The sequence below is a fragment of the Pseudomonas sp. P108 genome, from assembly GCF_032613195.1.
Taxonomy (GTDB): Bacteria; Pseudomonadota; Gammaproteobacteria; order Pseudomonadales; family Pseudomonadaceae; genus Aquipseudomonas.
Genome location: NZ_CP126691.1, coordinates 1313737 through 1340223, shown reverse-complemented (window position 1 = coordinate 1340223; position 26487 = coordinate 1313737). Strand labels below are relative to the sequence as shown.

The window sequence follows — 26487 nt, the reverse complement described above, 5'->3', positions numbered from 1 at the left end:
AACCCCATCATTAACTGTCGCCTGGCGGCACTTTGCGCCGTGAGGCAAAGCGGCATCCGACGTTTGTTGCCGATGCCGCACGCCACGACAAAAACGTTAGCCGGTATTTCGCAAACCGGCGGCAATCCCCGCCACAGACACCAGCAACGCCTGTTCCACCGGGCTGCCCTGCTCGACCTCCTGTTGCCGCGAACGGGCCAGCAATTCGGCCTGCAATAGATGCAGCGGGTCGAGGTAGGTGTTGCGCAAACGGATGAATTCGAGGGTGTCAGGGCTATGTGCCAGCAGCTGCGACTGGCCAGTCAGGCCGAGCACCACCGCACACGCCTGCGACAATAGGTCGCGTAACTGCGCGCCCAACGGCAGCAAGTCCGGCTCGACCAGACGCTGATCGTAGGACAATGCGATATCCGCATCAGCCTTGGCCAAGACCATTTCGAGCATGTCGATACGAGTGCGGAAGAACGGCCATTGTTCACGCATCTGCCCGAGCAATTCGCCTTCGCCGCGCTCCAGTGCTTTGCTCAGCGCCGACTCCCAACCCAGCCACGCTGGCAGCATCAACCGCGTTTGCGTCCAGCCAAAAATCCACGGGATCGCTCGCAGACTTTCTATGCCGCCCGCGCGACGCTTGGCCGGGCGACTACCGAGCGGTAAACGCCCCAGTTCCTGCTCCGGCGTGGACTGGCGGAAGTACTCGACGAATTGCGGGTTTTCCCGCACGACCTGGCGATAAGCACTGACACCGTCAGCCGCCAACTCATCCATCAGATGGCGCCACTCAGGCGTTGGCGGCGGTGGCGGCAGCAAAGTCGCTTCAAGCACCGCCGCCAGATACAGATTGAGGTTTTGTTCGGCGATATCTGGCAGGCCGAATTTGAATCGAATCATTTCGCCCTGCTCGGTGGTGCGGAAACGCCCCGCCACCGATCCCGGCGGCTGCGACAGAATCGCCGCGTGCGCCGGGCCACCGCCACGACCAACAGTACCGCCGCGACCGTGGAACAGGAGTAGTTCGACTTGCTGCTCGCGGCAGATCTCCACCAGGCGTTCCTGTGCACGATATTGCGCCCAGGCCGCCGCCGTGGTGCCAGCGTCCTTGGCCGAGTCGGAATAACCGATCATCACTTCCTGCGGACCTTGCAGCCGTGCACGGTAGCCCGGCAGCAGCAACAAGCGCTCCATCACCGGCCCGGCGTTGTCGAGGTCGGCGAGGGTTTCGAACAGCGGCACTACGCGCATCGGCCGTAGCACGCCGGACTCTTTGAGCAGCAGTTGCACGGCAAGCACATCGGAAGCAGCGCCGGCCATGGAGATCACGTAGGAGCCGAGCGAAGCGCCCGGTGCGGCGGCGATTTCCTTGCAGGTGTCGAGTACTTCAGCGGTATCAGCAGAAGGCTTGAAGTGCGCCGGCAGCAATGGCCGACGGTTGCTCAGTTCGCGGGTGAGGAAAGCGATGCGCTGCTCTTCGTCCCAGTCTTCATAACGACCGAGGCCGAGGTAATCAGTGATTTCGGTCATTGCCGAGCTGTGCCGCGAGGAATCCTGCCGCACATCGAGGCGTACAAGGAACAGGCCAAAAGTCACCGCACGACGCAGGCAATCAAGCAGCGGGCCATCGGCGATCACACCCATGCCACACTCGTGCAGCGAGTTGAAGCACAGCTCCAGCGGATCGAGCAGATCACGGTTGTTGCTCAGCACATCAGACGGCGCTGGCGTCGGTGCGGTCAGCGCGGCGTGTGCCCAGTTGCGCGTCGCGCGCAGGCGTTCGCGCAGTTGTTTGAGCACCGCACGATACGGTTCGGCGCTGTCGCCAGCCTTGGCTTTGAGGGCATCGCTGGCCTGCTGCATCGACAGTTCAGCCGCAAGATGATCGACATCGCGCAGGTACAAATCGGCGGCCATCCAGCGCGCCAGCAGTAGCACTTCGCGAGTCACCGCGGCGGTGACGTTGGGGTTGCCATCACGGTCGCCGCCCATCCAAGAAGCGAAGCGAATCGGCGCCGCTTCCAGTGGCAGACGCAGGCCGGTCGCTTCATGCAAGGCCTTGTCGGCCTTGCGCATATGGTTGGGGATCGCCTGCCACAGCGAATGCTCGATCACCGCGAAGCCCCACTTGGCTTCGTCGACCGGCGTCGGGCGCGTGCGGCGGATTTCTTCGGTGTGCCAGGCTTCGGCAATCAGCCGTTGCAGGGTGTTTTGAATCTGTTCGCGTTCGGCGCTGGTCAGGTCGCGATGGTCTTGCGCAGCGAGTTGTCCGGCGATCGCGTCGTACTTCTGAATCAGCGTGCGTCGCGCGACTTCGGTCGGGTGCGCGGTCAGCACCAGTTCGATTTCCAGTCGCGCCAGTTGCCGGGCCAGCGACTCGGCGCTGTGGCCTTCGTTGCGTAAACGGGCGAGCAACTCAGGCAGCACGCGGGATTCGAACGGCGCCGGCTGCGACTCTTCGCGTCGATGGATCAACTGGTACTGCTCGGCGATGTTCGCCAGGTTGAGAAACTGGTTGAACGCCCGCGCCACCGGGAGCAATTCGTCTTCGCTCAATTGATTGAGGCTGGCGCTCAGTTCAGCGTCCATCGAACCACGCCGATCGGCCTTGGCGCCCTTGCGGATCTGCTCGATCTTGTCGAGGAAGGCCTCGCCGTATTGATCTCGAATGGTGTTGCCCAGCAGCTCTCCGAGCAGGTGAACGTCTTCGCGCAAGCGTGCATCAATATCGGTCATCAGCAATTCCCCAGCAGTAATCCGGACGGCTTAGAAACAAGTGCATGACCTAGAGAGTGCCGCTCTACGACGCTTCTTACAAGCAGCCGACCAAGGGACTTTAAACCTTACTGACAAAAGCTAGTCTCAACAGTAAGCCGTACAACGGCTTGCCGCCGGCGCTGCCGGACACTCACCCAGGCCTGCCATGAGCAGGCGCGAAATGAGGTCATCATGAAAATTCGTGAACTCGCCCAGCATTGGGAAGAAAACGCCAAGGGTCGCCTGACCGACACTGGCTACACGATTCATCTGGACGTCGAGGCCGCTGCGCGTCTGGCAGCGATTGCCGAGATGTACCCCAAACGGCATGCCGAAGAGCTGCTCGGCGAACTGATCGGCGCAGCCCTTGAAGAGTTTGAAGCGAGCCTGCCGTATGTGAAGGGTTCGACGGTGGTGGCGACCGATGAGGAAGGTGATCCGTTGTATGAGGATGTTGGGCCGACGCCGCGGTTTCTGGCGTTGTCGCGCCGGCATTTGCATGACCTCTCGGCGGCTGCCGGCAAGCAAAAACACTGACACAACCTAGATCAAACTGTAGGAGTGAGCCTGCTCGCGATAGCAGTTTTTCATTCAACATTTTTGTTGTCTGATACAACGCCATCGCGAGCTGGCTCACTCCTACAGGGATGGTATTTCAAGCTGAAAATCGATGTGCTTTCGGCGTCTTGAAACCCCGCGCGTACCACTCTCTGCCGCCAAAGTTCCCGCTTTAGAGCCTTGTCCATTCGGTCAAAATATTTTTTGGCGATAGGCCATCTTTTCTGAACTTTTGAAAAATCCCGCCGGTCGGAACCTGTAACCACGCCTGGAACGAGCGTTTCAAAAACGCGCTTTCACACGTCGCTTGCGGCTCCTCGACCAGGATGGATTCAGATGTTTTCAGGAGATGCCTAATGGAGTTGAAGACCATGAAAAACCAAACCTCGTTTACCCACCTGCGCGGTCTGAAACTGGCGGCTCTGGCCATCGGCACCAGCTTCGTGCTGGCCGGTTGCGCCGGTAACCCACCGACCGAGCAATACGCCGTGACCCAATCGGCCGTGAACAGCGCTGTCAGCGCCGGCGGTACCGAGTTCGCTGCGGTTGAGATGAAGCAGGCGCAGGACAAACTGAAACAAGCCGAAATCGCCATGCACGACAAGAAGTATGACGAAGCGCGCACCCTGTCCGAGCAAGCCGAGTGGGACGCTCGCGTCGCCGAACGCAAGGCTCAGGCGGCAAAAGCCGAACAGGCTGTGAAGGATTCCCAGAAAGGTGTTCAGGAACTGCGTCAGGAAAGTCAGCGCACCGTGCAGTAAGCGCGCATCCCGATAGCAACGCTGAAACTTTTATCGATAGAAAGGACGACAAATTATGCGTAAGCAACTGATGATCCCCGCTCTTCTGGCCGCAAGCGTCGCTCTGGCTGCCTGCTCTACCCCGCCGAACCCGAACCTGGAACAGGCGCGCACCAACTACGCCGGCCTGCAAGCCAACCCACAGGCGAGCAAAGTCGCAGCACTGGAAACCAAAGACGCCAGCGACTACCTGGACAAGGCCGACAAGGCTTATCTGGACAAGCAAGACGCGGCCAAGGTCGACCAACTGGCCTACCTGACCAACCAGCGTGTGGAAGTGGCCAAGCAGACCATCGCCCTGCGCACCGCTGAAAACAATCTGAAGAATGCTGCAGCCCAACGTGCCCAGGCGCGTCTGGATGCGCGTGATCAGCAGATCAAACAGCTGCAGGACAGCCTGAACGCCAAGCAGACCGATCGCGGTACGCTGGTGACTTTCGGTGACGTGCTGTTCGCCACTGACCGTGCCGACCTGAAATCCAGCGGTCTGGTGAACATCAACAAACTGGCGCAATTCCTCCAGGAAAACCCGGATCGCAAAGTGATCGTCGAGGGCTACACCGACAGCACCGGTACTGCCAGCCACAATCAGTCGCTGTCCGAGCGTCGCGCCAACTCCGTGCGCACCGCGCTGGTGAAAATGGGCGTTGATCCAGCGCGTATCGTCACCCAAGGCTATGGCAAGGAATACCCGGTTGCCGAGAACGGCAGTGTTTCCGGCCGTGCGATGAACCGTCGTGTGGAAGTGACCATTTCCAACGACAACCAGCCAGTGATGCCACGTTCGGCAGTCAGCTCGAACTAAGCTTCAGGCTGTAACGCAAAAGTCCCGTCTGAGTGATCAGGCGGGGCTTTTTTTGTGGCGCTGAAATCGCGGCCCCTCACCCCAGCCCTCTCCCGAGGGAGAGGGAGCCGATTTGTAGTGCTTTCAGAATTTGTGTTCGACACGATGGATCAGGCTGGGCTTTTTTTGTGCGGGCTGAAATCGCAGCCCCTCACCCCAGCCCTCTCCCGAGGGAGAGGGAGCCGATTTGTAGTGCTTTCAGAATTTGTGTTCGACACGATGGATCAGGCTGGGCTTTTTTTGTGCGGGCTGAAATCGCAGCCCCTCACCCCAGCCCTCTCCCGAGGGAGAGGGAGCCGATTCGTAGTGCTTTCAGAATTTGTGTTCGACACGATGGATCAGGTCGGCGTATAGCGAAAGAACACCTCGGTCAGTCCCCTCTCCCTCTGGGAGAGGGTTAGGGTGAGGGCTGAACCTGCAGAATCACTCTTGCAGCTTCTGCGGGGTCTCTTCGCCCATGCAGCGCACGGCTTTTTTCTGAGCGTTAATCAGCACACCGGTCAACCCTTTCTGCTCGGTATCGAACAACACCAGCACGCCATCAATGCACTGCGCCACTTGCGGCGCCGGGGTGAGCGAGACTTTGTAGTCTTCGCCCGGCACGGTCTTGAGCATGGTGAATTCATTGAGCAACAACGCATCCTCGGGTTTGGCAAAGTGCAGGTAGCCGTAGTACCACAGCGCCCCGACGGTGCCGAGGATGCTGCAGATACCGGTGATGATCAGCGGGATGGCGTTACGTTCTTCAGTCATTGCGGACTCTCGTCTTCAGAATTCGGGGGGGTCGGGTAATTGGGGATTTCGCCGAGACGGCGCAGGCCGTTGAAGTGCTCGGGATCGTCGAGGTAGCGCAGCATGACCTGACGCCACACCGGGTCGCCGAAGGTCTGCACATGACCGCCGCGAGTCAGTTGCAGCACGCGCGGTGGCGGCGCAGCCTGATACAGGCGGATGCCGTTGGAAAGTGGTACCAGCGGATCGTCGATGCTGTGGAAAATCAGTTTCGGCACGCCGTTGAGCTGCGGCATCGAGTTGATCGCGCTGTCGCCGTCCGGCACCAGCCACGACAACGGCACCTGAAATGGCCAGGTCAGCCACGAGGTACTGAGGGCGTATTGGCCGACGCTGCGATAGCTGGCGGGCACGCCGTCGAGCACCAAAGCCTTGAGCTGCTTTTGTCTTTCAGGATGTTGTACCAGCCAATGCACCGCCATCGAACCGCCGAGGCTTTGGCCGAGCAACACCAATGGCTTGCCTTTGACTTCCGGCGACTTGTCGAGCCAGGCGAACGCGGCGTCGATGTCCTGATAGATCGCCGGCAAACTCGGCTCGCCCTCGGACAAGCCATAGCCGCGATAGTCCACCAGCAGCACTTGATAGCCATTTTTCGGCAGCCACCAACTGCCACCCAGGTGCATCGGCAGATTACCGCCGTTGCCGTGCAGATGCAGGACGGTGCCTTTGACCTCGACACCGGGTTTGGCCGGCAGCCACCAGGCGTTGAGCTTCAACCCGTCAGCCGTGACCAGCGTGACGGTGCGGTATTCGAGTTTGGCTTTTTCCGGGGTGAAAATCTGGCCCGGCTCGGGGTAGAACAACAAAGAGCTGCAACCGCCGAGGGTCAGGAGCAGGCAGATGATGCCGAGGATTCTCATCCGGTGAAACCTCGCAAAAAATTCGGGTTTAGATCGTTCCCACGCTCTGCGTGGGAATGCATCCTGTGACGCTCTGCGTCACAGTGGACGCGGAGCGTCCATGGCGGCATTCCCACGCAGAGCATGGGAACGATCGGTGTGGTATCAGAGGATATTGGAGTAATCCGCTTCGATCCGGTCCAGGCTCAAATGGTTGAGGAAGTTGGAGAAGCACATCCACGCCGACAACGCATTCAAATCGCGGAACTGGTCCGGCAGATACTTCGGTGGCACTACCAATCCTTCATCCACCAACTGGCGCAAGGTCCGCATGTCTTCCAGCGTGGTCTTGCCGCAGAACAACAACGGAATCTGCTCAAGCTTGCCTTTACGCACAGCCAACTGAATGTAGTTGTAAACCATGATAAAGCCCTTGAGATAGGACAAGTCTTTGGTAAATGGCAGACCGGTCGGCGTCGATCCACGGAAAACCCGGCTGGCGTTGCCGTAGCTTTCGGCCATCTCGAAACCCTGTTCGCGGAAGAACTCGAACACCTGCAGGAAGTCCGCGCCCTCCTCGACCATGTGAATCGCGCGGGTGCGGTTTGTCAGTTTGCGCAGACGACTCGGGTAGGAGGCAAAAGTGATGATTTCCATCAGGATCGCCAGGCCTTCCTGGGTCACCGTCGACGAGGGCGGGCCTTTGGAGAGGAAGGTGCAGATCGGCTGATTGAGACCATTGAGCGTGGTGCCGACGTGGACCAGACCCTCGTGGACTTCCAGCGCGCGCACGTCGCGATCGTTGAACATCGCGTCGGTACGGATCTTGATGTAATCCGCACCGGCCGCTGCGTCGGCGACGATGCCGTCGGATTCGAATACGCGAATGGTTTCCTCGGCCTCGCCGAACACCTTGTTCAGACGGGTTTGCAGCAAGTGCACGGCGTCCTTGGCGGTGAGGGTTTTCGGTTCGTCCTTGAGGTCGCCACGACCATCGATGTTGTTCAGATAGTCGGACATCATCAGGCCGAGGTCGGCCAGCGTCGGGTCACCGGCGTGGAAGGCATCGGACGCAGCGCCGTACAGCTCTTGCGAGATCAACCCGAAATCCTCGGTGCCGCGCGCTTCGAGCATGCGCACCACCATGCGGTATTCCTTGCACATGCGCCGCATGATCTGCCCGACCGGGTTGAACTGGCCGAGCTGGCGGGTGATGTCGCGCTCGATGTTCTGGAATTCCAGTTTGACCTTGCTCGAATCGAAACTCAGTGGTCGATTGAGGTAGTAGTCACGATCCACCGCCGGCATTTCCTTGCCTTTGGCCTTGAGGAAGCCCTTGCGGATGTTCTCGTCCCACTTGACCGCGTCGAGCACACGGATCGGTGTCTGCGCCAGCACAATGCGGTCGGACAATATGCGTATCGACTGCTGGTAATCGTCCACCCGAAACTCCTGTAGAAAACCTGACGTAGTGAATTATTGGGCGCGGGCCTGGCGCTGGTAGCGCACGGCTTCGACAAAGACATCGGAATTGGCCGGATCGTCGAGGTAAGCAAAGACCTTGTCGAGGTTACTGTCGACATGCACGCCGTCGCCATCGTCGGTCTGGAAGGCCTGACCGTCGAGGGCTTTTTGTTTGATCGCCTGGTTGATCTGCTCGAGGTCGAGGTTATAAACCACCAGTTCGTGTTTATCGGTGAGTTCGAAACCGGCGATGGTGTAGTGGCCGCCAAACCGCGCCGGGACTTTCGCCGACAGATACCAGCGGTTGCCATGGCGCGACACGGTGAACGGATAGGCTTCGCGTTCACGGGGCTTGGCCTTGAAGTAGGTGACGGCCTGATAGCGGTCATTGCCCAGGCGCGTCAGCTCAAGGTTCATCGGCTCGCCCCAGGCATTGGTGCTCGACCATTTGCCGAGCAAGCCCTTGGGCGCCGGGTCACTGGTGGCCAGCGGTTCCTTGAAGGTCACCAGACAGCCACTGAGCAGCAGAAACGACAAGGCGATCAGCACGCCACGCCAGGCTTTCATTCAATACTCCCTATGAACATTCGCCGCCCTGAATATCACTGCAGTCCCCTGTGGGAGCGAGCCTGCTCGCGAAAGCGGTGTGTCAGGCAACAGAGATGTTGAATGTCAGACCGCATTCGCGAGCAGGCTCGCTCCCACAGAGTGAAGCAACAGCGGATTACACCGACGCGAGCACCAGGTGCATGTAGCGCGTCAGAATGCCGAGCATGTCCTCTTCGGCCAAAGGCTCGGCGTCGTTGAGCAGGCCCTGATATTCCATCCGTCCGATAATCGCCGTCAACACCTTGGCATCCTGTTGCGGTTCACGCGAGCCCAATACCTGAAACAACTGGCAGGTGCCCTGCAACAGAATCTGCTGATGCGAGCGCACCAGAATTGCCAGACGCGGATTGAGCAGCGCTTCCTGGCGAAACGCCTGCTCGGCCATCAAATGCTCGCGACGGTTAAGCAATTGACGGTGTACATAATCCGCCATCAACCGCGCAATGTCGTCGGCCAGTTGCGAACGCGACTCCGGGCTGCCGTCACCGCTGACCACCATCTCGCGCAGCAAACCTTCGTTGTTGACCCACAACTTGGCCATGTACGCCGCACTGCGCTCGACATATTGGGCGAAGGTATCGGTGAGCAGGTCGTCGATGTCCTTGAAGTAGTAGGTGGTCGCCGACAACGGCACGCCGGCCTCGGCGGCCACTGCGCGGTGGCGCACGGCACGTACGCCGTCACGCACGACAATGCGCATCGCCGCGTCGAGAATGTCCTGTCGACGCTGCTCACTGCCCTGTCGGCTGGCCTTGCGACCCTGGTACTGAACACTTTCAGCGACCGCAGTGGCGATACCCGCTGCACCCTCTTGAGCTATTGCACCCATCACGACAGAACTTCCTCTGCTATTGCAAAATTAACCAATTGATACATTTGTACCAGACAGGCAATAAAAAGCCGCCTGTTTTAGGCGGCTTTTTAACTGAAACGTTTACGCTTGCGGTCGCATGTGCGGGAACAGGATCACATCGCGGATCGACGGCGAGTTGGTCAACAACATCACCAGACGATCGATGCCGATGCCTTCACCGGCCGTTGGCGGCATGCCGTACTCCAGCGCGCGAACGAAGTCGGCGTCGTAGTGCATGGCTTCGTCGTCACCGGCGTCCTTGTCGGCCACCTGCGCCATGAAGCGCTCGGCCTGGTCTTCTGCGTCGTTCAACTCGGAGTAGGCGTTGGCGATTTCACGGCCACCGATGAACAGCTCGAAGCGGTCGGTGACGTTCGGGTTGTCATCGTTACGACGGGCCAGCGGCGACACTTCGAACGGGTACTGAGTGATGAAGTGCGGCTGTTCCAGCTTGTGCTCGACCAGTTCTTCGAAAATCATCACCTGCAACTTGCCCAGACCTTCGAAGCCCAGCACCTTGGCACCGGCCTTCTTGGCGATGGCGCGCGCCTTGTCGATGTCGTTCAGATCATCGGCGGTCAGCTCAGGGTTGTACTTGAGGATCGAGTCGAACACCGACAGACGCACGAACGGCTCGCCGAAGTGGAACACCTTGTCGCCGTACGGCACGTCGGTAGACCCCAGCACCAGCTGCGCCAGTTCACGGAACAGTTCTTCGGTCAGGTCCATGTTGTCTTCGTAGTCGGCGTACGCCTGGTAGAACTCCAACATGGTGAATTCAGGGTTGTGACGAGTCGAAACGCCTTCGTTACGGAAGTTGCGGTTGATCTCGAAGACCTTTTCAAAACCACCGACCACCAGGCGCTTCAGATACAGCTCTGGCGCGATACGCAGGAACATTTCCATGTCCAGCGCGTTGTGGTGGGTTTCGAACGGTTTGGCCGCGGCGCCGCCCGGAATGGTCTGCAGCATCGGCGTTTCGACTTCGAGGAAGTCGCGCTTCATCAGGAAGCTGCGGATGTGCGCGATCACTTGCGAACGGACGCGGAAGGTCTGACGCACTTCTTCGTTGACGATCAGGTCAACGTAGCGCTGGCGGTAGCGCTGTTCGGTGTCGGTCAGGCCGTGGTGCTTGTCCGGCAGCGGACGCAGCGATTTGGTCAGCAGACGCACGCTGGTCATCTCAACGTACAGGTCGCCCTTGCCGGAACGCGCCAGGGTGCCTTCAGCGGCGATGATGTCGCCCATGTCCCAGGTTTTCACCGCGGCCAGGGTGTCTTCCGACAGGGTTTTACGGTTGACGTAGACCTGGATGCGACCGGTCATGTCCTGGATCACCATGAACGAGCCACGGTTGAGCATGATGCGACCGGCAACCTTGACCGGAATTGCAGCCTCGGCCAGCTCTTCCTTGGTCTTGTCCGCGTACTGTTTCTGCAAGGCATCGCAGTAGTTGTCGCGGCGGAAGTCGTTCGGGAAGGCGTTGCCCTTGGCGCGCTCGGCAGCCAGCTTTTCCTTGCGCAGGGCGATCAGGGAGTTTTCTTCCTGTTGCAGGGCTTGCGGGTCGAGTTGTTGGTCGCTCATGTCTTTAGATATTCCATCAGGTTCGTTGCCCCCGGGCGTTGCGGCCCGGGGATCGCCAGCAGGCTGGCTCCTACAGGGATCGGGTTGAATCAGCCGATGCTGTATTGCGTCTTTTACAGCCCGGATTTCAGGCTGGCATACAGGTATTCGTCGATGTCGCCGTCGAGTACCTTGTCGCAGTCGCTGCGTTCGATGTTGGTGCGCAGATCCTTGATCCGCGACGCATCGAGCACGTACGAGCGAATCTGGTGACCCCAGCCGATGTCCGACTTGGTGTCTTCCAGCGCTTGCGACGCGGCGTTGCGTTTCTGCATTTCCTGCTCGTACAACTTGGCCCGCAGCATTTTCATGGCGGTGTCCTTGTTGGCGTGCTGGGAACGTTCGTTCTGGCAGCTGACCACGGTGTTGGTCGGTACGTGGGTGATACGTACAGCCGAGTCTGTGGTGTTTACGTGCTGACCACCGGCACCGGAGGAACGATAGGTGTCGATCCGCAGGTCTGCCGGGTTGATTTCGATTTCCACCTTGTCGTCAATCTCTGGCGAAACGAAAACCGCGGAGAACGAAGTGTGACGACGGTTGCCGGAGTCGAACGGGCTCTTGCGCACCAGACGGTGTACGCCGATCTCGGTACGCAGCCAGCCAAAGGCGTATTCGCCCTTGATATGCACAGTCGCACCTTTGATACCGGCGACTTCACCGGCGGACAGTTCCATGATGGTGGCATCGAAACCGCGTTTGTCCGCCCAGCGCAGGTACATGCGCAGCAGGATGTTGGCCCAGTCCTGGGCTTCAGTGCCGCCGGAACCGGCCTGGATGTCCAGGTACGCGTTGTTCGGGTCCATTTCATGGCTGAACATGCGGCGGAATTCCAGCTTGGCCAGATTTTCCTCGAGACGGGCCAGCTCGGCGACGACATCGCCCACTGCGCCTTCGTCGTTTTCTTCGACGGCCATGTCCAGCAGGTCGCGGCAATCGGCCAGACCGGCGTTCAGTTCATCGAGGGTGTCGACGATCTGTGCCAGCGCAGCGCGCTCGCGACCCAGTTCCTGGGCGTATTCAGGTTTGTTCCAGACGCTCGGATCTTCAAGCTCGCGATTGACTTCAGTCAGACGCTCATGCTTTTGATCGTAGTCAAAGATACCCCCGAATAGTTTCGGAGCGCTCGGACAGGTCCTTGATGGTGTTCAGGATCGGGTTGATTTCCATGACGGGCAGCACTCGTTGGCGAACTTTTGAAAGCCGGCGAGTATAACGTAATCAGGCTGTGACGGCAGCCCGTCTGGCGGGTGTGGGGATCATTAAAGCCTTTGCCCTCACCCTAACCCTCTCCCAGAGGTAGAGGGGACTGATTGGGGGATATTTGAGGGATACGCCGACGTGAAAGGACTTTGCCGAATCCATGATCGCCAAGGCTTTCAGGCGGAAATTGGCGTGTGGGCCTGCCCTCACCCTAGCCCTCTCCCAGAGGTAGAGGGGACTGATTGGGGGATATTCGAGAGGTACGCCGACGTGAAAGGGCTTTGCCGAATCCAAGATCGCCAAGGCTTTCAGGCGGAAATTGGCGTGTGGGCCTGCCCTCACCCTAGCCCTCTCCCAGAGGTAGAGGGGACTGATTGGGGGATATTCAAGAGGTACGCCGACTTGAAATGGTAATGCCGAATCCGGAATCGCCACGCTTGAAGATCCATGATCGACTCGGTCGATCAGGTCGATGTACAGCGCCAGACACCTCGATCGGCCCCCTCTCCCTCCGGGAGAGGGCTGGGGTGAGGGTAAGCGCTTACTCGATTCCGACCTGATTACGGCCATTGTTCTTCGCCAGGTACAGGCCACGATCCGCCGCCGAAATCAGCAACCGGCAATCACTGCCCGCCTGCGGCACCATGGTCGCCAGACCAATACTGATGGTCAGACTCGCCCCTTCCGCCGGGGTGTTGTGCGGAATTTTCAGCGAGGCCACGGTCTGGCGCAGTTTCTCCGCCACCAGCCGCGCGCCGCCCGGCGAGGTGTTCGGCAGCACCAGCACAAATTCCTCACCGCCATAACGCGCCGGCAGATCCGACGGTCGTGCGCTGGCCTCGCGGATCGCCGTCGCCACCTTGCGCAACGCCTCATCCCCTTCAACGTGGCCAAAGCTGTCGTTGTAGGACTTGAAGTAATCGACGTCGATCATCAGCAGCGACAACTGGCTCTGATCGCGCAACGAGCGGCGCCACTCCAGTTCCAGGTACTCGTCGAAATGGCGGCGGTTGGACAGCCCGGTCAAGCCATCGGAGTTCATCAAGCGTTGCAGCACCAGATTGGTGTCGAGCAACTGCTGCTGACTGACCCGCAGCGCGCGGTACGCGGCATCGCGCTGCAACAACGTCATGTAAGACCGCGAGTGATAGCGGATGCGCGCCACCAGTTCGATGGTGTCTGGCAGTTTCACCAGATAATCGTTGGCCCCGGCGGAAAACGCCGCGCTTTTGATCAGCGGGTCTTCCTTGGTCGACAGGACGATGATCGGGATGTCCTTGGTCGCCGGGTGATTGCGGTATTCGCGCACCAGGCTCAGGCCATCAAGGCCGGGCATCACCAGGTCCTGCAGGATCACCGTCGGTTTGATCCGCACCGCCTGGGCAATGGCCTGCTGCGGGTCGGAGCAGAAGTGGAAGTCGATATTTTCCTGATTCGACAGCCCACGGCGCACGGCTTCGCCGATCATCGCCTGATCGTCCACCAACAACACCATGGCGGCGTTTTCGTCGGTTTTAATGTCGTCGATCTGTAAGTCATTCATGGGCGGTCACCTGAGTACTGCGGGGGCCAGGATTGCGGATTGACCTGATCATTTGGGGAAAATCTCCTGCAATCGTGGCGCTATTCTTTCCAGTGGACGTATTTCTACGGCGGCATCAATGGCCGCAGCGGCCTTGGGCATGCCATACACCGCACTGCTTTGCTGATCCTGCGCGATGGTCAGATAACCCTGTTGGCGCATGAGCTTAAGCCCTTGCGCGCCGTCACGTCCCATCCCGGTCAATAAAACCCCGATCGCGTCGCCATTCCAATAGCTGGCAACACTCTCGAAAAACACGTCGATCGAGGGTCGGTAGATCTCGTTGACCGGCTCGGCGGTGTAGGCCAGCGTGCCGTTTTTCAATAAGCGAATATGGTGGTTGGTGCCGGCCAGCAACACGGCGCCGGCCTGCGGCGGTTCGCCCTCGCGGGCCAGACGCACATCGAGGCCGCTGGCGCTGGCCAGCCATTCGGCCATGCCGGCAGCAAACACCTGGTCGACATGCTGCACCAGTACGATCGCCGCCGAGAAATCCTTCGGCAAGCCCTTGAGCAACACCTCCAGCGCCGCTGGCCCACCTGCCGATGAGCCGATCGCCACCAGCCGCTTACATGAGGCAGAGCTGCGCTGAGCCGTCGGCGCCGGCCGCGAACGTTGCGGCTTATCGCCGATCAGCCAGCCAATATTGAGAATTTTGCGCAACAAAGGCGCTGCTGCTTCCCGAGCATCACCGACGCCGAGGGCCGGAGTATCGACCACGTCCAGCGCGCCGTGACCCATGGCTTCGAAGACACGGTGCACGTTCTGTTGACGGTCAACGGTCACGATAACGATGGCGCACGGGCTTTCGGCCATGATCCGGCGAGTGGCTTCGACACCGTCCATCACCGGCATGATCAGGTCCATCAGAATCAGATCCGGGGTGTTTTCAGCGCACAGTTGCACTGCCTCGGCGCCATTTCTGGCGACCCAGAGCACTTGATGCGCCGGCTCGAAGGCCAGCGCCCGGCGCAGCGCCTCAACCGCCATGGGCATGTCGTTGACGATTGCGATCTTCATGCGCGCGCTCCTCCGATGAGCTCGACCACTGCGTCGAGCAGGGCGTCGTCATGAAAACTGGCTTTGGCTAAATAATAGTCCGCCCCGGCATCGAGTCCACGGCGGCGATCCTCTTCGCGATCCTTGTACGACACGACCATCACCGGCAGCGATTGCAGACGGTTGTCGCGACGCAGCAATGTGACCAGCTCGATGCCGTCCATGCGCGGCATATCGATGTCGGTGATCAGCAAATCGAAGTCCTCTGAACGCAGCGCGTTCCACCCGTCCATACCGTCCACCGCCACCGCGACGTCGTAGCCGCGATTGAGCAGCAGTTTGCGTTGCAACTCGCGCACGGTCAGCGAATCGTCGACCACCAGCACCCGTTTACGCGCGGCCTCAGCAGCCTGATTGCCGTGGCGGGCGATGCGCTCAAGGCGCCCGGTATTGAGCAGTTTGTCCACCGAACGCAGCATGTCTTCGACATCGACGATCAGCACCACCGAGCCGTCGTCGAGCAACGCCCCCGCGGAGATGTCCTGCACTTTGCCCAGACGCTCATCGAGTGGCAAGACCACCAGGGTGCGCTCGCCGATGAAGCGTTCGACGGCAACGCCGTAAACTGCATCGCGCTCGCGAATCACCACGACTTTAAGGGTTTCGCCGCTGTTCTGACTGGCCGGACGATTGAGCAACTGGCTGGCCGCGACCAGCCCGACGTGCTGGCCTTCGTGCCAGAAATGCTGACGGCCTTCGACCTGCACGATGTCTTCCGGGGCCAGATCACACATGCGCTCGATGTGCGCCAGTGGGAAGGCATACGCCTCTTCGCCGACTTCGACGACCAGGCTGCGCACCACCGACAAGGTGAGCGGCACTTCCAGATGAAAGCGACTGCCCTCGCCCGCCGCCTGCTCCAACACCACCGCACCGCGCAACTGACGAACCATATGCTGAACGGCATCGAGGCCGACGCCGCGCCCGGACACTTCAGTGACCGTGTCGCGCAGGCTGAAGCCGGGCAGGAACAGGAAGGTCAGCAGTTCTTCTTCGCTCAACTGCGCGGCGGTTTCAGCTGGGGATAACTGCCGTTCGACGATGCTGCGGCGGACTTTTTCCAGATCGACACCGTTGCCGTCATCGCTCAGTTCCAGCACCAGCAGACCAGCCTGATGCGAGGCGCGCAGGCGGATCAGGCCCTCTTCTGATTTGCCTTTAAGCAGACGCTGCTCAGGGGTTTCGATGCCGTGATCAACGGCGTTGCGCAGCAAATGCGTCAGCGGTGCTTCGAGTTTCTCCAGCACGTCGCGGTCGACCTGGGTCTTTTCGCCTTCGATCTCCAGGCGTACCTGTTTGCCGAGGCTGCGACCCAGATCCCGCACCATGCGCACTTGACCGGTCAGCACATCGGCGAAGGGCCGCATGCGGCACGCCAGCGCGGTGTCGTAGAGCACTTGCGCACGTTGACTGGCCTGCCAGGCGAATTCGTCGAGTTCGGCGTTTTTCTCGCTCAGCAGTTGCTGGGATTCGGCGAGCAAACGCCGCGCGTCTTCCAAGGCTTCCAGCGCCTCCAGACTCAGCGCGTGTTCCTTGAGGTGCACGTTGAGGTTTTCCAACGCGCGAAGGCCGTTGTTCTGCATGCGTTTGAGGCGTTGCATGGTCGCCAGATGCGGCTTGAGGCGCTGGGTTTCCACCAGCGATTTGCTCGACAGATCGAGCAGGCTGTTCAGACGCTCGGCGGTGACACGCAAGACGCGCTCACCACCTTCGGTGGTGCGTTTGTTTTTGCGGGGTGCCGATTCGGAGGGTTCGACCGGGGCTTCGATGATAGGCGCTGGCGCGGGTTCAAACACAGACGGCGCGTCAAGTTGCAACTCGGCCATCGGCGACACAGCAAGTGCTGCTGGCGGCGTCGCTGGATCGAGCAAACCGGCCATCAACGCCACGTAAGCGTCGATGTCACTCGGCTGCGGTGCATTCGTCGGGGTAGCAACGCGCATCAGCAAATCGGTGCCCTGCAACAACGCATCGATGTGTTCGGGACGCAGCAGCAAGCGCCCTTCCTGCGCGCTGACCAGGCAATCTTCCATCACATGAGCAACGCTGACGCCGCTGTCGATGCCGACGATTCGCGCCGCACCTTTGAGCGAGTGCGCCGCACGCATGCACGATTCCAGTTGATCGGCCTGGGTCGGATTACGCTCCAGCGCCAGCAGCCCGGCGCTGAGCACCTGGGTCTGGGCTTCGGCTTCGAGGCTGAACAGCTCCAGCAAGGAGGCGTCGCGCATTTGCTCGGGGGTCATGTGAGGCTCCGGGTCACGGCGGACAACAGCTGTTCTTCATCCAGCCAACGCAGGCTGCGACCGCGATATTGCAGAACGCCACGGGTGTATTTCGCGCTGGCTTGCGCGCCGGACTGCGATGCGGCGTCGAGAATGCGCTCGTCGATGGCATGAATACCGTCGACCTCATCCACCGGCACCACGACTGGCCCGCCATGGGCGGCGATGATCAACATACGCGGCATGATTCGCCCGCTGGTGGTCGGTGTAACGCTGCCATCCAGATCGAGCAGTTCGACCAGTGACAGACACGCCACCAGCGCGCCGCGCACATTCGCCACGCCAAGCAAGGCTCGCGAGCGCTGGTGCGGCAACGAGTGAATCGCCTGCAGCGGCGCGACTTCAACGAGGCTGCGTGTCGCCAGCCCCAGCCATTCTTCGCCGAGACGGAACATCAACAGCGAACGGGTTTTCACGTCCGTTTCAACGGCCGTGGCCACCGGATCGCGCTCGTCCTGCTGCAACGCATATCGATCGAGCAGACGCGTGGCAGCGGCGGAATACACCGAGCAGTTGCGGCAATGAATGTGCTCGTCCAGCAGCGGACAGGACTTGTCGCCATGGATGCCGATGCGATTCCAGCAATCATCGATGGCCCGGGCGTCTTCGTGGGTGACGTTCAAGGTGTCGGACGGGATCATCGGTTACGCTCACTGTCAGCGGTGCGGCCACTGCGGGCGGCGCGCTCCTGCAATCGTCTGGCTCCGACACTGTCGCCCTGAGCCTGCAGCAACGCGGCCAGGTGCATCAACGCTTCGGGATGTTGCGGTTCGAGATACAGCGCCTTGCGGTAGAAACCTTGGGCTTCCAGCGTCAGGCCAGCGACATCGCTGAGCAAGCCGAGCCAGTAAAACACCTGAGCCACCGGTTCATGACTGCGCAGATATTGCTCGCAGGCAGCCCGGGCTTCGGCGCTTTTGCCTTCGTTGGCCAGCGCGGCGATATTGGCCAGCAAGGTCGCTGCGTCCGGGTTGCTCGCTTTGCCGGAAACAGGCAAAGGCGTCACGGAGGCAAACGGTCGCTGGCGCACCACCGCTGGCGGTGTGCTGCGCGGCGGTAGGCTGACAGGCAATGTGACGGGTTTAGGCGTCGGCAACGGCTCGGGGTGCGGGTCGCTGTGGCGGCTGAAGGCAAAGGATTGCGGGATGCCGATCGAACGCATGCCCAAACGCCCGAGCAGACTGCCCTCGGCCGGACCGATAAACAGCACGCCATCGACATGAGTCAGGCGTTTGAGCACTTCGAACACCTGCTTCTGGGTCGGCTGATCGAAGTAGATCAAAAGATTGCGGCAGAACACGAAATCGAACGCCGGCTCACTGGCCAACAGCGTTGGATCGAGCACATTGCCGACCTGCAGACGCACTTGCTCACGGACATTCTCGTTGACCCGATGACCGTCCTGCTCAGGCGTGAAATGCCGTTCGCGATAGTCCAGATCCTGGCCGCGAAACGAATTCTTGCCGTACAACGCACGTCGAGCCTTGTCCACCGACAGCGGGCTGACATCCATGCCGTCGACCTTGAACTGATGCGGCTTGAGCCCGGCATCGAGCAAGGCCATGGCAATCGAATAGGGTTCTTCGCCCGTGGAACACGGCAAACTGAGGATGCGCAGCGCACGCATATTGTTCAGTTCGCTAAGGCGTTTACGCGCCAGTTTGCCCAGCGTCGCGAAGGATTCCGGATAGCGGAAAAACCAGGTTTCCGGGACGATCACCGCCTCGATCAGCGCTTGCTGTTCTTCCCGCGAGCCTTGCAGCAACAGCCAATACTCATCGGCATGCGCCGCTTGCGAGAGCGTCGTGCGCTGACGCACGGCGCGCTCGATGATCGCCGGGCCGACCGAGGTGACATCGAGACCGATGCGTTCCTTGAGAAAGTCGAAAAAGCGCTGATCGCTATTCATGCCTGCGCCTCAAGCTGCGCCGGACTCAGCGGCGGATCGGGGAACAGCAAACGGCGCACGGCATCATCAAGCAGGTCATTGACCCGTACCCACTGCACCAACCCCTGAGCATCTTCGCGAACCGGGCCGAGGTAGGGCGCCTCGCGGTTGTCGAGGCCGTAGGGCGCAAACTCATGAGGATGGCAGCGCAGCGTGTCGGTAGCCTGTTCCAGAATCAGTCCGAGCCATTGCGCCGGTTGCGACTCATCAGGCTGGTAATTCACCAGCACCAGCCGCGTACTGGTGCGCGCTTCGGCGGGATGGCCGAAGGTCAATGCGCTGAGGTCAATCACCGGAACTACCGCGCCGCGATAGGCGAACACGCCGGCCACCCACTGTGGCGCCCGCGCGATCGGCTTCAACGGCAGACGCGGCAGCACCTCCGCCACTTCGGTGGCGCGCAGGGCGTAACGCTCGCTGCCGATGCGAAACAGCAGGAACAACGCCGGCTTCGCCACCTGCGCGGCGCTGCGTTTGGCGATGATGTCGCTCATCAGACTTTGAATCGCGAAACGCCGCTGCGCAGCCCGACGGCCACCTGGCTCAGTTCGTCGATGGCGAAACTGGCCTGACGCAGCGACTCGACGGTCTGGCTGCTGGCGTCACCCAACTGCACCAGCGCATGGTTGATCTGCTCGGCGCCGGTGGCCTGAGCCTGCATGCCCTCGTTGACCATCAACACCCGCGGCGCCAGTGCCTGCACTTGATGGATGATCTGCGACAGCTGTTCGCCGACTTGCTGCACTTCGGACATGCCACGGCGCACCTCTTCGGAGAACTTGTCCATACCCATCACCCCGGCAGACACCGCCGACTGGATTTCGCGCACCATCTGCTCGATGTCGTAAGTGGCGACAGCGGTCTGATCCGCCAGACGTCGCACTTCGGTGGCGACCACAGCAAAACCGCGACCGTATTCACCGGCCTTCTCGGCTTCAATCGCCGCGTTGAGCGACAACAGGTTGGTCTGGTCGGCAACCTTGACGATGGTCACCACCACCTGGTTGATGTTGCCGGCCTTCTCATTGAGGATCGCCAGTTTGGCGTTGACCAGATCGGCCGCGCCCATCACCGAGTGCATGGTGTCTTCCATGCGCGCCAGACCTTGCTGACCGGAACCGGCAAGCACCGAGGCCTGATCGGCGGCGGTGGAAACTTCGGTCATGGTGCGCACCAGATCGCGCGACGTGGCGGCAATCTCGCGGGAGGTCGCGCCGATTTCGGTGGTGGTCGCTGCGGTTTCGGTAGCGGTGGCTTGCTGTTGCTTGGAGGTCGCGGCGATCTCGGTCACCGAGGTGGTTACCTGCACCGACGAGCGCTGTGCCTGCGACACCAGCGCGGTCAGCTCGGTCATCATGTCGTTGAAGCCGGTTTCGACGGCGCCGAACTCGTCCTTGCGCTCAAGGTTCAGGCGCGAACTGAGGTCGCCAGTGCGCATGGTTTCGAGGATCTGCACGATGCGGTTCATCGGCGCCATGATTGCGCGCATCAACAACAGGCCGCACAGGCCGGCGGCCAGAACCGCGACCAACAGGGAAATGAACATGCTGACTTTGGCCGCGGCCACAGCGTCATCGATATTGTTCATGGCCTGATCGGCGACTTTCTTGTTTTCGCCAATGATGTCGTTGAGCTTCATGCGCCCGGAATACCAGGCGGGTGTGAGCTTGTCGTGGAACATCCTGACCGCGTCCGCTTCCAGGTTGCGCTTGTGCAGGTCCAGCACGGCATCCTGAATCTGGATGTAGGCGTCGTGGTACTTCTCGAACGCCGCGAACTCGGTCCGGTCCTCGTCGGTGGCCATGGTCTTGCGATAGTTGGCCATCTGCTCCTGCAAACGCGCCTCGAAGGCTTTGTAGTCCGCCGCGTCCTCGCTGGAAATCCCCTGACCTTCCTTGAGCCCGAGCAATTCCTGAGTCTGCAGATAGCTATCGACCCACGCACCACGGATCATCGAGCTGTAATAGACGCCGGGAATCGCGTCATCACGCACGCTGTTTTCACTGGTTTCAATCTTCAACAGTCGCGAATAAGAGACGACGACCATCAGCAACATGATGGCGATAATCACCGCAAAGCTCGCCAAAATGCGTTGGCGCAACGTCCAGTTCTTCACAGTGATTCCTCGTGCCTGATCGAAATGCGGGGGAGTATAGCCGAGGGCGGTGTTTCATTTATAAGACGCTTTTGACCCTCGGGCCTGTCCGCAGTGATTTGCGGGAGGGCTCTGGGGTGGGAATGTCCGACAATTGCGGGTGGGCGTGCCAGTGGGGTAATGGCAAAAAGGGGCGATGGAATGGTCATGGCCGTCGCTGTGCGGCGGAAAATGCCTTCGCGAGCAAGCTCGCTCCCACATTGGAACGCAATACCCTGTGGGAGCGAGCTTGCTCGCGAAGGGGGTCAGCCGGGTTTACGCCGATGCGATGCGCACTTGCTTTTCCAGCTCCACCTTCAAACCCGGCTCCAGCTTCAACTGGCGCGCCAGTTCATCCAGATATGACTTCTCCATAAAGTTTTCCTCGTCCACCAACATCACACTGGCGATGTACATCTCCGCTGCCATCTCCGGCGTGCTCGCAGCCCGGGCCACGTCAGTCGGGTCGAGAGGTTTGTTGAGTTCCGCGTGCAGCCAGTGCTGTAGCTCCTGATCGTTATCGAGCTTGGTGAATTCGCCTTCGATCAGTTGACGTTCACGGTCGTCAATGTGGCCGTCAGCTTTGGCAGCGGCGACTAGCGCTTTGAGAATGGCCTGACTGTGTTGTTCGGCCTGCGCCGGTGGCAAGCGGTCGAGGGTCTGCGGTTCAATTTGTGGGGCGGTGCCTTTTTGCGCGTTGTAGTTGCCATAAGCCTTGTAAGCCAGCACTCCCAACGCCGCGAGGCCGCCATAAATCGCGACTTTACCGCCGACCTTGCGCACTTTCTTGTTACCGAGCAGCAGACCCATCGCGCCAGCCGCCAATGCACCGCCACCTGCACCTGACAGCAGACTGCCGAGGCCACTGGAGCCTGAAGCGCCGCCGAGCAAACCGCCCAAGCCACCGCCAGCCGTTTTGTTCTGCGTTCCGCCAGCCTTGTTCTGCAAAAGATCCTGCCCAGACTTGAGCAGTTGATCGAGCAATCCACGGGTGTTCATGTTCCGCCTCCAAACAGGGGTTATCCGGATCTATATGGCCCTCAGCCTAGTTCGAAAGTGCCCCTGTCCGACCTGCGAGTGTGCTTCCAGATGTTGCTTGCCCCGCAGCGGCCCTTCGTGAAAATAGATATACACTCAGGCCAATCTATAAAAACCGCCCACTGGGTACCCTTCTCATGATGACCCTGCGTCAGATCCGTCACTTCATCGCCGTGGCCGAGACCGGTTCAATCTCCGCCGCCGCGCAAACTGCATTCATTTCCCAATCGACCCTGACCCTGGCGATCCAGCAACTGGAGGAGGAAATCGGCGTCAGCCTGTTCAGCCGCCACGCCAAGGGCATGACGCTGACACACCAAGGTCATCAATTCCTACGCCAAGCGCACCTGATTCTGGCGACCGTGGACAACGCCAAGCGCAGCCTGCAACAGAGCACCGATCAGGTCGCCGGGCAGTTGATCGTCGGCGTGACCAGTCTGGTCGCCGGTTATTACCTGGCAGATTTGCTTACCCGGTTTCAACGTGCCTACCCCAACGTCGAAATCCGCGTGATGGAAGACGAGCGCCCTTACATCGAGCATTTGCTGGTCAGTGGCGAGATCGATGTCGGCGTGTTGATCCTCTCCAACCTCGAAGATCGCCACGCCTTGCAGACTGAAGTACTGACCCATTCACCGCACCGTTTGTGGCTTCCGGCCCAGCATCCACTGCTGGAACACGACAGCATCAACCTCGCTGACGTCGCCCGCGAGCCTTTGATTCAGCTAAATGTCGATGAGATGGATCGCAACGCCCAGCGATTGTGGCGCGGCGCCGGGCTGCAACCAAAAATAACCCTGAGAACCGCATCCACCGAGGCCGTGCGAAGTCTGGTCGCCGCCGGTTTGGGCGTGTCGATTCAGCCGGACATGACTTATCGCCCCTGGTCACTGGAAGGCGACATCATCGAAGCGCGGCCCATCGCCGACCTCAACCAGACTCTCGACGTTGGCCTGGCCTGGCGCCGCGGCACCGCGCGCCCCGCATTGGTCGACCCCTTCCTGACCGTGGCCCGCGAACAACCTCACGGCGGGCGCAAGCCATCTATTTAATCGAATGCTGCCTTCAGTATTTAGAATTTGTCGACCTCGGAGCCGCGCACTAGTCTTGCTGCATCTATAAGACGGTCGGCTCCCGATATCAGGGAGCAACAATGGCCACACAAGAAAAGAGATCGCGGAAAATGGCTGGCGCGCAGACCCCGATGTGTACCGCGTTGTTGATCGATGGCGAACTGGTCGCTGGGGAAGGTTTTGTCGAGCCGATTCTCAACTCGGCGACCGGTGAAATTCTTACGCACATCGCCGAGGCGAGCACCGAGCAAGTCGAAGCCGCCATCCTCGCTGCCCACCGAGCCTTTGCCGAGTGGTCCCGCACCACGCCGCAGCAACGTTCGAACCTGCTGCTCGACATCGCCAACGCCGTCGAAAAACACGCCGACCACCTCGCCCGCCTCGAATCGCTGAACTGCGGCAAGCCTTTGCACCTGGCGCGTCAGGACGATCTGACGGCGACTGTCGATGTGTTCCGTTTCTTCGCCGGCGCCGTGCGTTGCCAGACCGGTCAGCTCAGCGGCGAGTACCTGCCGGGCTACACCAGCATGGTCCGTCGCGATCCGATTGGCGTGGTCGCCTCGATCGCACCGTGGAATTACCCAATCATGATGGCCGCGTGGAAAATCGCCCCGGCCCTCGCCGCCGGCAACACGCTGGTGTTCAAACCGTCCGAACACACACCTCTGTCGATCCTCGCCCTGGCGCCAGCGCTGGCCGAAATCCTCCCGCGCGGGGTGATCAACATCATCTGCGGTGGCGGCGAAGGCGTTGGCAGTCATTTGGTCGGCCACGGGAAAGTGCGCATGGTCTCGCTGACCGGCGATATCGTCACCGGCCAGAAAATCCTGCAAGCCGCGGCGAAAACCCTGAAACGCACGCACCTCGAACTCGGTGGCAAAGCCCCGGTGATCGTCTGCAATGACGCCGACATCCAGGCTGTGGTCGAGGGCGTGCGCACTTACGGTTACTACAACGCCGGGCAGGACTGCACCGCCGCGTGCCGGATCTACGCGCAGGCCGGGATTCACGACAAGCTGGTCGCCGAACTCGGCGCCGCCGTCAGCAGCCTGCGCTTCGCCGGCAAACGCGACGCTGACAACGAGATCGGCCCGCTGATCAGCACCCGCCAGCGCGACCGCGTCGCCAGTTTCGTCGAGCGCGCCCTCGGTCAGCCGCACATTGAACGCGTGACCGGTGCGGCGGTGCATTCCGGCGCCGGTTTCTACTATCAACCGACGTTGCTCGCCGGTTGCAAACAGAGCGACGAAATCGTTCAGCGCGAAGTGTTCGGCCCGGTGGTCACCGTGACCCGTTTTGACGAACTCGCGCAAGCCGTCGACTGGGCCAACGACTCCGAATATGGCCTCGCCTCATCTGTTTGGACACAGAACCTGGACAAGGCGATGCAAGTCGCCGCGCGCTTGCAGTACGGCTGCACGTGGATCAACAGTCATTTCATGCTGGTCAGCGAAATGCCCCACGGCGGTCTGAAACGTTCGGGTTACGGCAAAGACTTATCCAGTGATTCGCTGCAGGACTACAGCGTGGTGCGGCACATCATGGCCCGCCACGGCCAGCATCTCTGACTACGCTAATAACAAGCCGTCAACGGCATGCTTCACCGCGTTCACAACTGCCCCGACCATAATTTAAAGAAGAGGGTTCAACCATGTTCATGCACAAGACCGCATTGCTCAGTGCAATCACCACGGCCCTGCTGGCCAGCGCCAGCCTGCAAGCTGCCGAGCCGCTTAAGGCTGTCGGCGCTGGCGAAGGTCAGCTGGATATCGTTGCGTGGCCGGGTTACATCGAACGTGGCGAGAGCGACAAGGCTTACGACTGGGTCACCGGTTTCGAAAAAGAAACCGGCTGCAAGGTCAATGTGAAGACCGCTGCAACCTCCGACGAAATGGTCAGCCTGATGGCCAAGGGCGGTTACGACCTGGTCACCGCGTCGGGCGATGCGTCGCTGCGGTTGATCGTCGGCAAGCGTGTGCAACCGATCAACACCGCGCTGATCCCGAACTGGAACACCCTCGACCCGCGCCTCAAAGATGCGCCGTGGTACGTGGTCAACCAGCAGACTTACGGCACCCCGTACCAGTGGGGCCCGAACGTGCTGATGTACAACACCAACGTATTCAAGACCGCACCGACCAGTTGGAGCGTGGTGTTCGCCGCGCAGGATCTGCCCGACGGCAAGCCGAACAAGGGCCGCGTGCAAGCGTATGACGGCCCGATCTACATCGCCGATGCGGCGCTGTATCTGAAATCGACAAAGCCTGAACTGGGCATCAAGGATCCGTACCAACTCACCGAAGATCAGTACAAAGCCGTGCTCGACCTGCTGCGCGCGCAGCAGCCGCTGATCCATCGCTACTGGCACGACACCACGGTGCAGATGAGCGACTTCAAAAACGAAGGCGTAGTGGCGTCGAGCGCATGGCCGTATCAGGTCAACGGTTTGATGAACGAGAAGCAGCCGATCGCGTCGACCATTCCGAAAGAAGGCGCCACGGGTTGGGCTGATACCACCATGTTGCACGCCGAGGCCAAGCACCCGAACTGCGCGTACAAGTGGATGGACTGGTCGCTGAAGCCGAAAGTACAGGGTGATGTGGCGGCTTGGTTTGGTTCATTGCCGGCCGTTCCTGCGGCGTGCAAGGAGAGCGAATTGCTCGGTGCTGAAGGTTGCAAGACCAATGGTTTCGACCAGTTCGACAAGATCGCCTTCTGGAAAACCCCGCAGGCTGAAGGCGGCAAGTTCGTGCCGTATAGCCGCTGGACTCAGGACTACATCGCGATCATGGGTGGCCGCTAAGCCCGGGAGCACCTCGGTCTAGCTCCCTTTCCCCCTCGCCCCCCTGGGGGAGAGGGCTGGGGTGAGGGGGTAGCTTTTGATCTTGCCCTTGATTTCAGAGCTACGGCCAATAAAGCCACCCTCACCCCCCGCCCTCTCCCGGAGGGAGAGGGAGCTAAAAGCGGATCGCATCTCGTCCGCCGAATGTGTGAGCTAAGCAAACCGTAAAACGTTTCAGATTTTTCAGAAG

Annotated in this window: 23 protein-coding genes; 6 read left to right on the top strand and 17 right to left on the bottom strand. The window is 60.4% G+C overall.

The window, feature by feature from the left end:
* Window positions 1-96: 96 nt before the first annotated feature.
* Window positions 97-2727 (bottom strand): phosphoenolpyruvate carboxylase, encoded by a 2631-nt coding sequence (ppc, locus tag QOM10_RS05720; protein ID WP_316917728.1) that lies wholly within the window; start codon window positions 2725-2727, stop codon window positions 97-99.
* 213 nt (window positions 2728-2940) lie between these two features.
* Between ppc and QOM10_RS05715 the strand changes: the two genes are divergently transcribed.
* From QOM10_RS05715 to QOM10_RS05705, 3 genes are all read left to right on the top strand, one after another.
* Window positions 2941-3285: a hypothetical protein gene (locus QOM10_RS05715; protein ID WP_008078374.1), complete on the top strand. Its 345-nt coding sequence runs from the start codon at window positions 2941-2943 to the stop codon at window positions 3283-3285.
* 377 nt (window positions 3286-3662) lie between these two features.
* Window positions 3663-4067, top strand: a complete 405-nt coding sequence (locus QOM10_RS05710) for a DUF4398 domain-containing protein (protein ID WP_034154861.1) — start codon at window positions 3663-3665, stop codon at window positions 4065-4067.
* Window positions 4068-4122: 55 nt separating this feature from the next.
* Window positions 4123-4911, top strand: coding sequence for an OmpA family protein (locus QOM10_RS05705; protein WP_038357819.1), 789 nt, complete (start codon window positions 4123-4125; stop codon window positions 4909-4911).
* Window positions 4912-5373: 462 nt separating this feature from the next.
* Here the strand turns inward: QOM10_RS05705 and QOM10_RS05700 are convergent, their stop codons facing one another.
* The 16 genes from QOM10_RS05700 to QOM10_RS05625 form a co-directional block, all read right to left on the bottom strand.
* Window positions 5374-5703, bottom strand: coding sequence for a hypothetical protein (locus tag QOM10_RS05700; protein WP_127925980.1), 330 nt, complete (start codon window positions 5701-5703; stop codon window positions 5374-5376).
* Window positions 5700-6605, bottom strand: a complete 906-nt coding sequence (locus QOM10_RS05695) for an alpha/beta hydrolase (RefSeq protein ID WP_127925979.1) — start codon at window positions 6603-6605, stop codon at window positions 5700-5702. The genes QOM10_RS05700 and QOM10_RS05695 overlap by 4 nt, the downstream gene beginning before the upstream one ends.
* A 144-nt stretch (window positions 6606-6749) precedes the next feature.
* Complete coding sequence (locus tag QOM10_RS05690) at window positions 6750-8027, bottom strand: flavohemoglobin expression-modulating QEGLA motif protein (RefSeq protein ID WP_127925978.1); 1278 nt, start codon at window positions 8025-8027, stop codon at window positions 6750-6752.
* 33 nt (window positions 8028-8060) lie between these two features.
* Window positions 8061-8615 (bottom strand): hypothetical protein, encoded by a 555-nt coding sequence (locus QOM10_RS05685; RefSeq protein WP_127925977.1) that lies wholly within the window; start codon window positions 8613-8615, stop codon window positions 8061-8063.
* A 157-nt stretch (window positions 8616-8772) separates the two neighbouring features.
* Window positions 8773-9486: a TetR/AcrR family transcriptional regulator gene (locus QOM10_RS05680; protein WP_127925976.1), complete on the bottom strand. Its 714-nt coding sequence runs from the start codon at window positions 9484-9486 to the stop codon at window positions 8773-8775.
* A 105-nt stretch (window positions 9487-9591) separates the two neighbouring features.
* On the bottom strand, window positions 9592-11094 hold the full coding sequence (gene lysS / locus QOM10_RS05675; RefSeq protein WP_122591277.1) for a lysine--tRNA ligase: 1503 nt from the start codon (window positions 11092-11094) through the stop codon (window positions 9592-9594).
* A 113-nt stretch (window positions 11095-11207) separates the two neighbouring features.
* Window positions 11208-12303 (bottom strand): peptide chain release factor 2 gene (gene prfB, locus QOM10_RS05670; RefSeq protein ID WP_105707287.1). Its coding sequence is split into 2 segments (ribosomal slippage): window positions 11208-12230 and window positions 12232-12303, totalling 1095 coding nucleotides; the frame shifts between segments, so codons are not numbered across the junction.
* 51 nt (window positions 12304-12354) lie between these two features.
* On the bottom strand, window positions 12355-12771 hold the full coding sequence (locus QOM10_RS05665) for a hypothetical protein (RefSeq protein ID WP_316917727.1): 417 nt from the start codon (window positions 12769-12771) through the stop codon (window positions 12355-12357).
* 106 nt (window positions 12772-12877) lie between these two features.
* Window positions 12878-13879, bottom strand: a complete 1002-nt coding sequence (locus QOM10_RS05660; protein WP_077571285.1) for a PleD family two-component system response regulator — start codon at window positions 13877-13879, stop codon at window positions 12878-12880.
* A 48-nt stretch (window positions 13880-13927) separates the two neighbouring features.
* Window positions 13928-14938 (bottom strand): chemotaxis response regulator protein-glutamate methylesterase, encoded by a 1011-nt coding sequence (locus QOM10_RS05655; protein WP_150749469.1) that lies wholly within the window; start codon window positions 14936-14938, stop codon window positions 13928-13930.
* Complete coding sequence (locus QOM10_RS05650; protein ID WP_316917726.1) at window positions 14935-17223, bottom strand: hybrid sensor histidine kinase/response regulator; 2289 nt, start codon at window positions 17221-17223, stop codon at window positions 14935-14937. Before QOM10_RS05650 ends, QOM10_RS05655 begins: the two co-directional genes overlap by 4 nt.
* Window positions 17220-17903 (bottom strand): chemotaxis protein CheW, encoded by a 684-nt coding sequence (locus QOM10_RS05645; RefSeq protein ID WP_127925973.1) that lies wholly within the window; start codon window positions 17901-17903, stop codon window positions 17220-17222. The genes QOM10_RS05650 and QOM10_RS05645 overlap by 4 nt, the downstream gene beginning before the upstream one ends.
* Window positions 17900-19171, bottom strand: coding sequence for a CheR family methyltransferase (locus QOM10_RS05640; protein WP_316917725.1), 1272 nt, complete (start codon window positions 19169-19171; stop codon window positions 17900-17902). The genes QOM10_RS05645 and QOM10_RS05640 overlap by 4 nt, the downstream gene beginning before the upstream one ends.
* Window positions 19168-19704, bottom strand: coding sequence for a chemotaxis protein CheW (locus QOM10_RS05635; protein ID WP_150775855.1), 537 nt, complete (start codon window positions 19702-19704; stop codon window positions 19168-19170). Before QOM10_RS05635 ends, QOM10_RS05640 begins: the two co-directional genes overlap by 4 nt.
* Entirely contained in the window at window positions 19704-21326 is a 1623-nt protein-coding gene (locus QOM10_RS05630) for a methyl-accepting chemotaxis protein (RefSeq protein WP_316917724.1), read from the bottom strand. Before QOM10_RS05630 ends, QOM10_RS05635 begins: the two co-directional genes overlap by 1 nt.
* A gap of 294 nt (window positions 21327-21620) precedes the next feature.
* On the bottom strand, window positions 21621-22343 hold the full coding sequence (locus tag QOM10_RS05625; protein ID WP_316917723.1) for a tellurite resistance TerB family protein: 723 nt from the start codon (window positions 22341-22343) through the stop codon (window positions 21621-21623).
* A gap of 176 nt (window positions 22344-22519) precedes the next feature.
* On the opposite strand from QOM10_RS05625, the gene QOM10_RS05620 reads away from it, so the two are divergent.
* The 3 genes from QOM10_RS05620 (at window position 22520) to ydcS (ending at window position 26258) form a co-directional block, all read left to right on the top strand.
* Window positions 22520-23434 carry a LysR family transcriptional regulator gene (locus QOM10_RS05620; protein ID WP_007967749.1) on the top strand — a complete coding sequence of 305 codons (915 nt, stop codon included), beginning with the start codon at window positions 22520-22522 and terminating at the stop codon, window positions 23432-23434.
* Window positions 23435-23565: 131 nt separating this feature from the next.
* Window positions 23566-25023, top strand: coding sequence for a gamma-aminobutyraldehyde dehydrogenase (locus tag QOM10_RS05615; protein WP_127930357.1), 1458 nt, complete (start codon window positions 23566-23568; stop codon window positions 25021-25023).
* A gap of 83 nt (window positions 25024-25106) precedes the next feature.
* The gene (gene ydcS / locus QOM10_RS05610; protein ID WP_127925967.1) at window positions 25107-26258 is read left to right on the top strand and encodes a putative ABC transporter substrate-binding protein YdcS; all 1152 of its coding nucleotides are present in this window, start codon (window positions 25107-25109) and stop codon (window positions 26256-26258) included.
* Window positions 26259-26487 lie beyond the last annotated feature (229 nt).

What these genes read in the sequence shown, in the direction of transcription:
- ppc (WP_316917728.1), bottom strand. Translation starts at nt 2,727, where the DNA reads ATGACCGATATTGATGCACGCTTGCGCGAAGACGTTCACCTGCTCGGA.
- QOM10_RS05715 (WP_008078374.1), top strand. Translation starts at nt 2,941, where the DNA reads ATGAAAATTCGTGAACTCGCCCAGCATTGGGAAGAAAACGCCAAGGGT.
- QOM10_RS05710 (WP_034154861.1), top strand. Translation starts at nt 3,663, where the DNA reads ATGGAGTTGAAGACCATGAAAAACCAAACCTCGTTTACCCACCTGCGC.
- QOM10_RS05705 (WP_038357819.1), top strand. Translation starts at nt 4,123, where the DNA reads ATGCGTAAGCAACTGATGATCCCCGCTCTTCTGGCCGCAAGCGTCGCT.
- QOM10_RS05700 (WP_127925980.1), bottom strand. Translation starts at nt 5,703, where the DNA reads ATGACTGAAGAACGTAACGCCATCCCGCTGATCATCACCGGTATCTGC.
- QOM10_RS05695 (WP_127925979.1), bottom strand. Translation starts at nt 6,605, where the DNA reads ATGAGAATCCTCGGCATCATCTGCCTGCTCCTGACCCTCGGCGGTTGC.
- QOM10_RS05685 (WP_127925977.1), bottom strand. Translation starts at nt 8,615, where the DNA reads ATGAAAGCCTGGCGTGGCGTGCTGATCGCCTTGTCGTTTCTGCTGCTC.
- QOM10_RS05680 (WP_127925976.1), bottom strand. Translation starts at nt 9,486, where the DNA reads ATGGGTGCAATAGCTCAAGAGGGTGCAGCGGGTATCGCCACTGCGGTC.
- lysS (WP_122591277.1), bottom strand. Translation starts at nt 11,094, where the DNA reads ATGAGCGACCAACAACTCGACCCGCAAGCCCTGCAACAGGAAGAAAAC.
- QOM10_RS05660 (WP_077571285.1), bottom strand. Translation starts at nt 13,879, where the DNA reads ATGAATGACTTACAGATCGACGACATTAAAACCGACGAAAACGCCGCC.
- QOM10_RS05655 (WP_150749469.1), bottom strand. Translation starts at nt 14,938, where the DNA reads ATGAAGATCGCAATCGTCAACGACATGCCCATGGCGGTTGAGGCGCTG.
- QOM10_RS05650 (WP_316917726.1), bottom strand. Translation starts at nt 17,223, where the DNA reads ATGACCCCCGAGCAAATGCGCGACGCCTCCTTGCTGGAGCTGTTCAGC.
- QOM10_RS05645 (WP_127925973.1), bottom strand. Translation starts at nt 17,903, where the DNA reads ATGATCCCGTCCGACACCTTGAACGTCACCCACGAAGACGCCCGGGCC.
- QOM10_RS05640 (WP_316917725.1), bottom strand. Translation starts at nt 19,171, where the DNA reads ATGAATAGCGATCAGCGCTTTTTCGACTTTCTCAAGGAACGCATCGGT.
- QOM10_RS05635 (WP_150775855.1), bottom strand. Translation starts at nt 19,704, where the DNA reads ATGAGCGACATCATCGCCAAACGCAGCGCCGCGCAGGTGGCGAAGCCG.
- QOM10_RS05625 (WP_316917723.1), bottom strand. Translation starts at nt 22,343, where the DNA reads ATGAACACCCGTGGATTGCTCGATCAACTGCTCAAGTCTGGGCAGGAT.
- QOM10_RS05620 (WP_007967749.1), top strand. Translation starts at nt 22,520, where the DNA reads ATGATGACCCTGCGTCAGATCCGTCACTTCATCGCCGTGGCCGAGACC.
- QOM10_RS05615 (WP_127930357.1), top strand. Translation starts at nt 23,566, where the DNA reads ATGGCTGGCGCGCAGACCCCGATGTGTACCGCGTTGTTGATCGATGGC.
- ydcS (WP_127925967.1), top strand. Translation starts at nt 25,107, where the DNA reads ATGTTCATGCACAAGACCGCATTGCTCAGTGCAATCACCACGGCCCTG.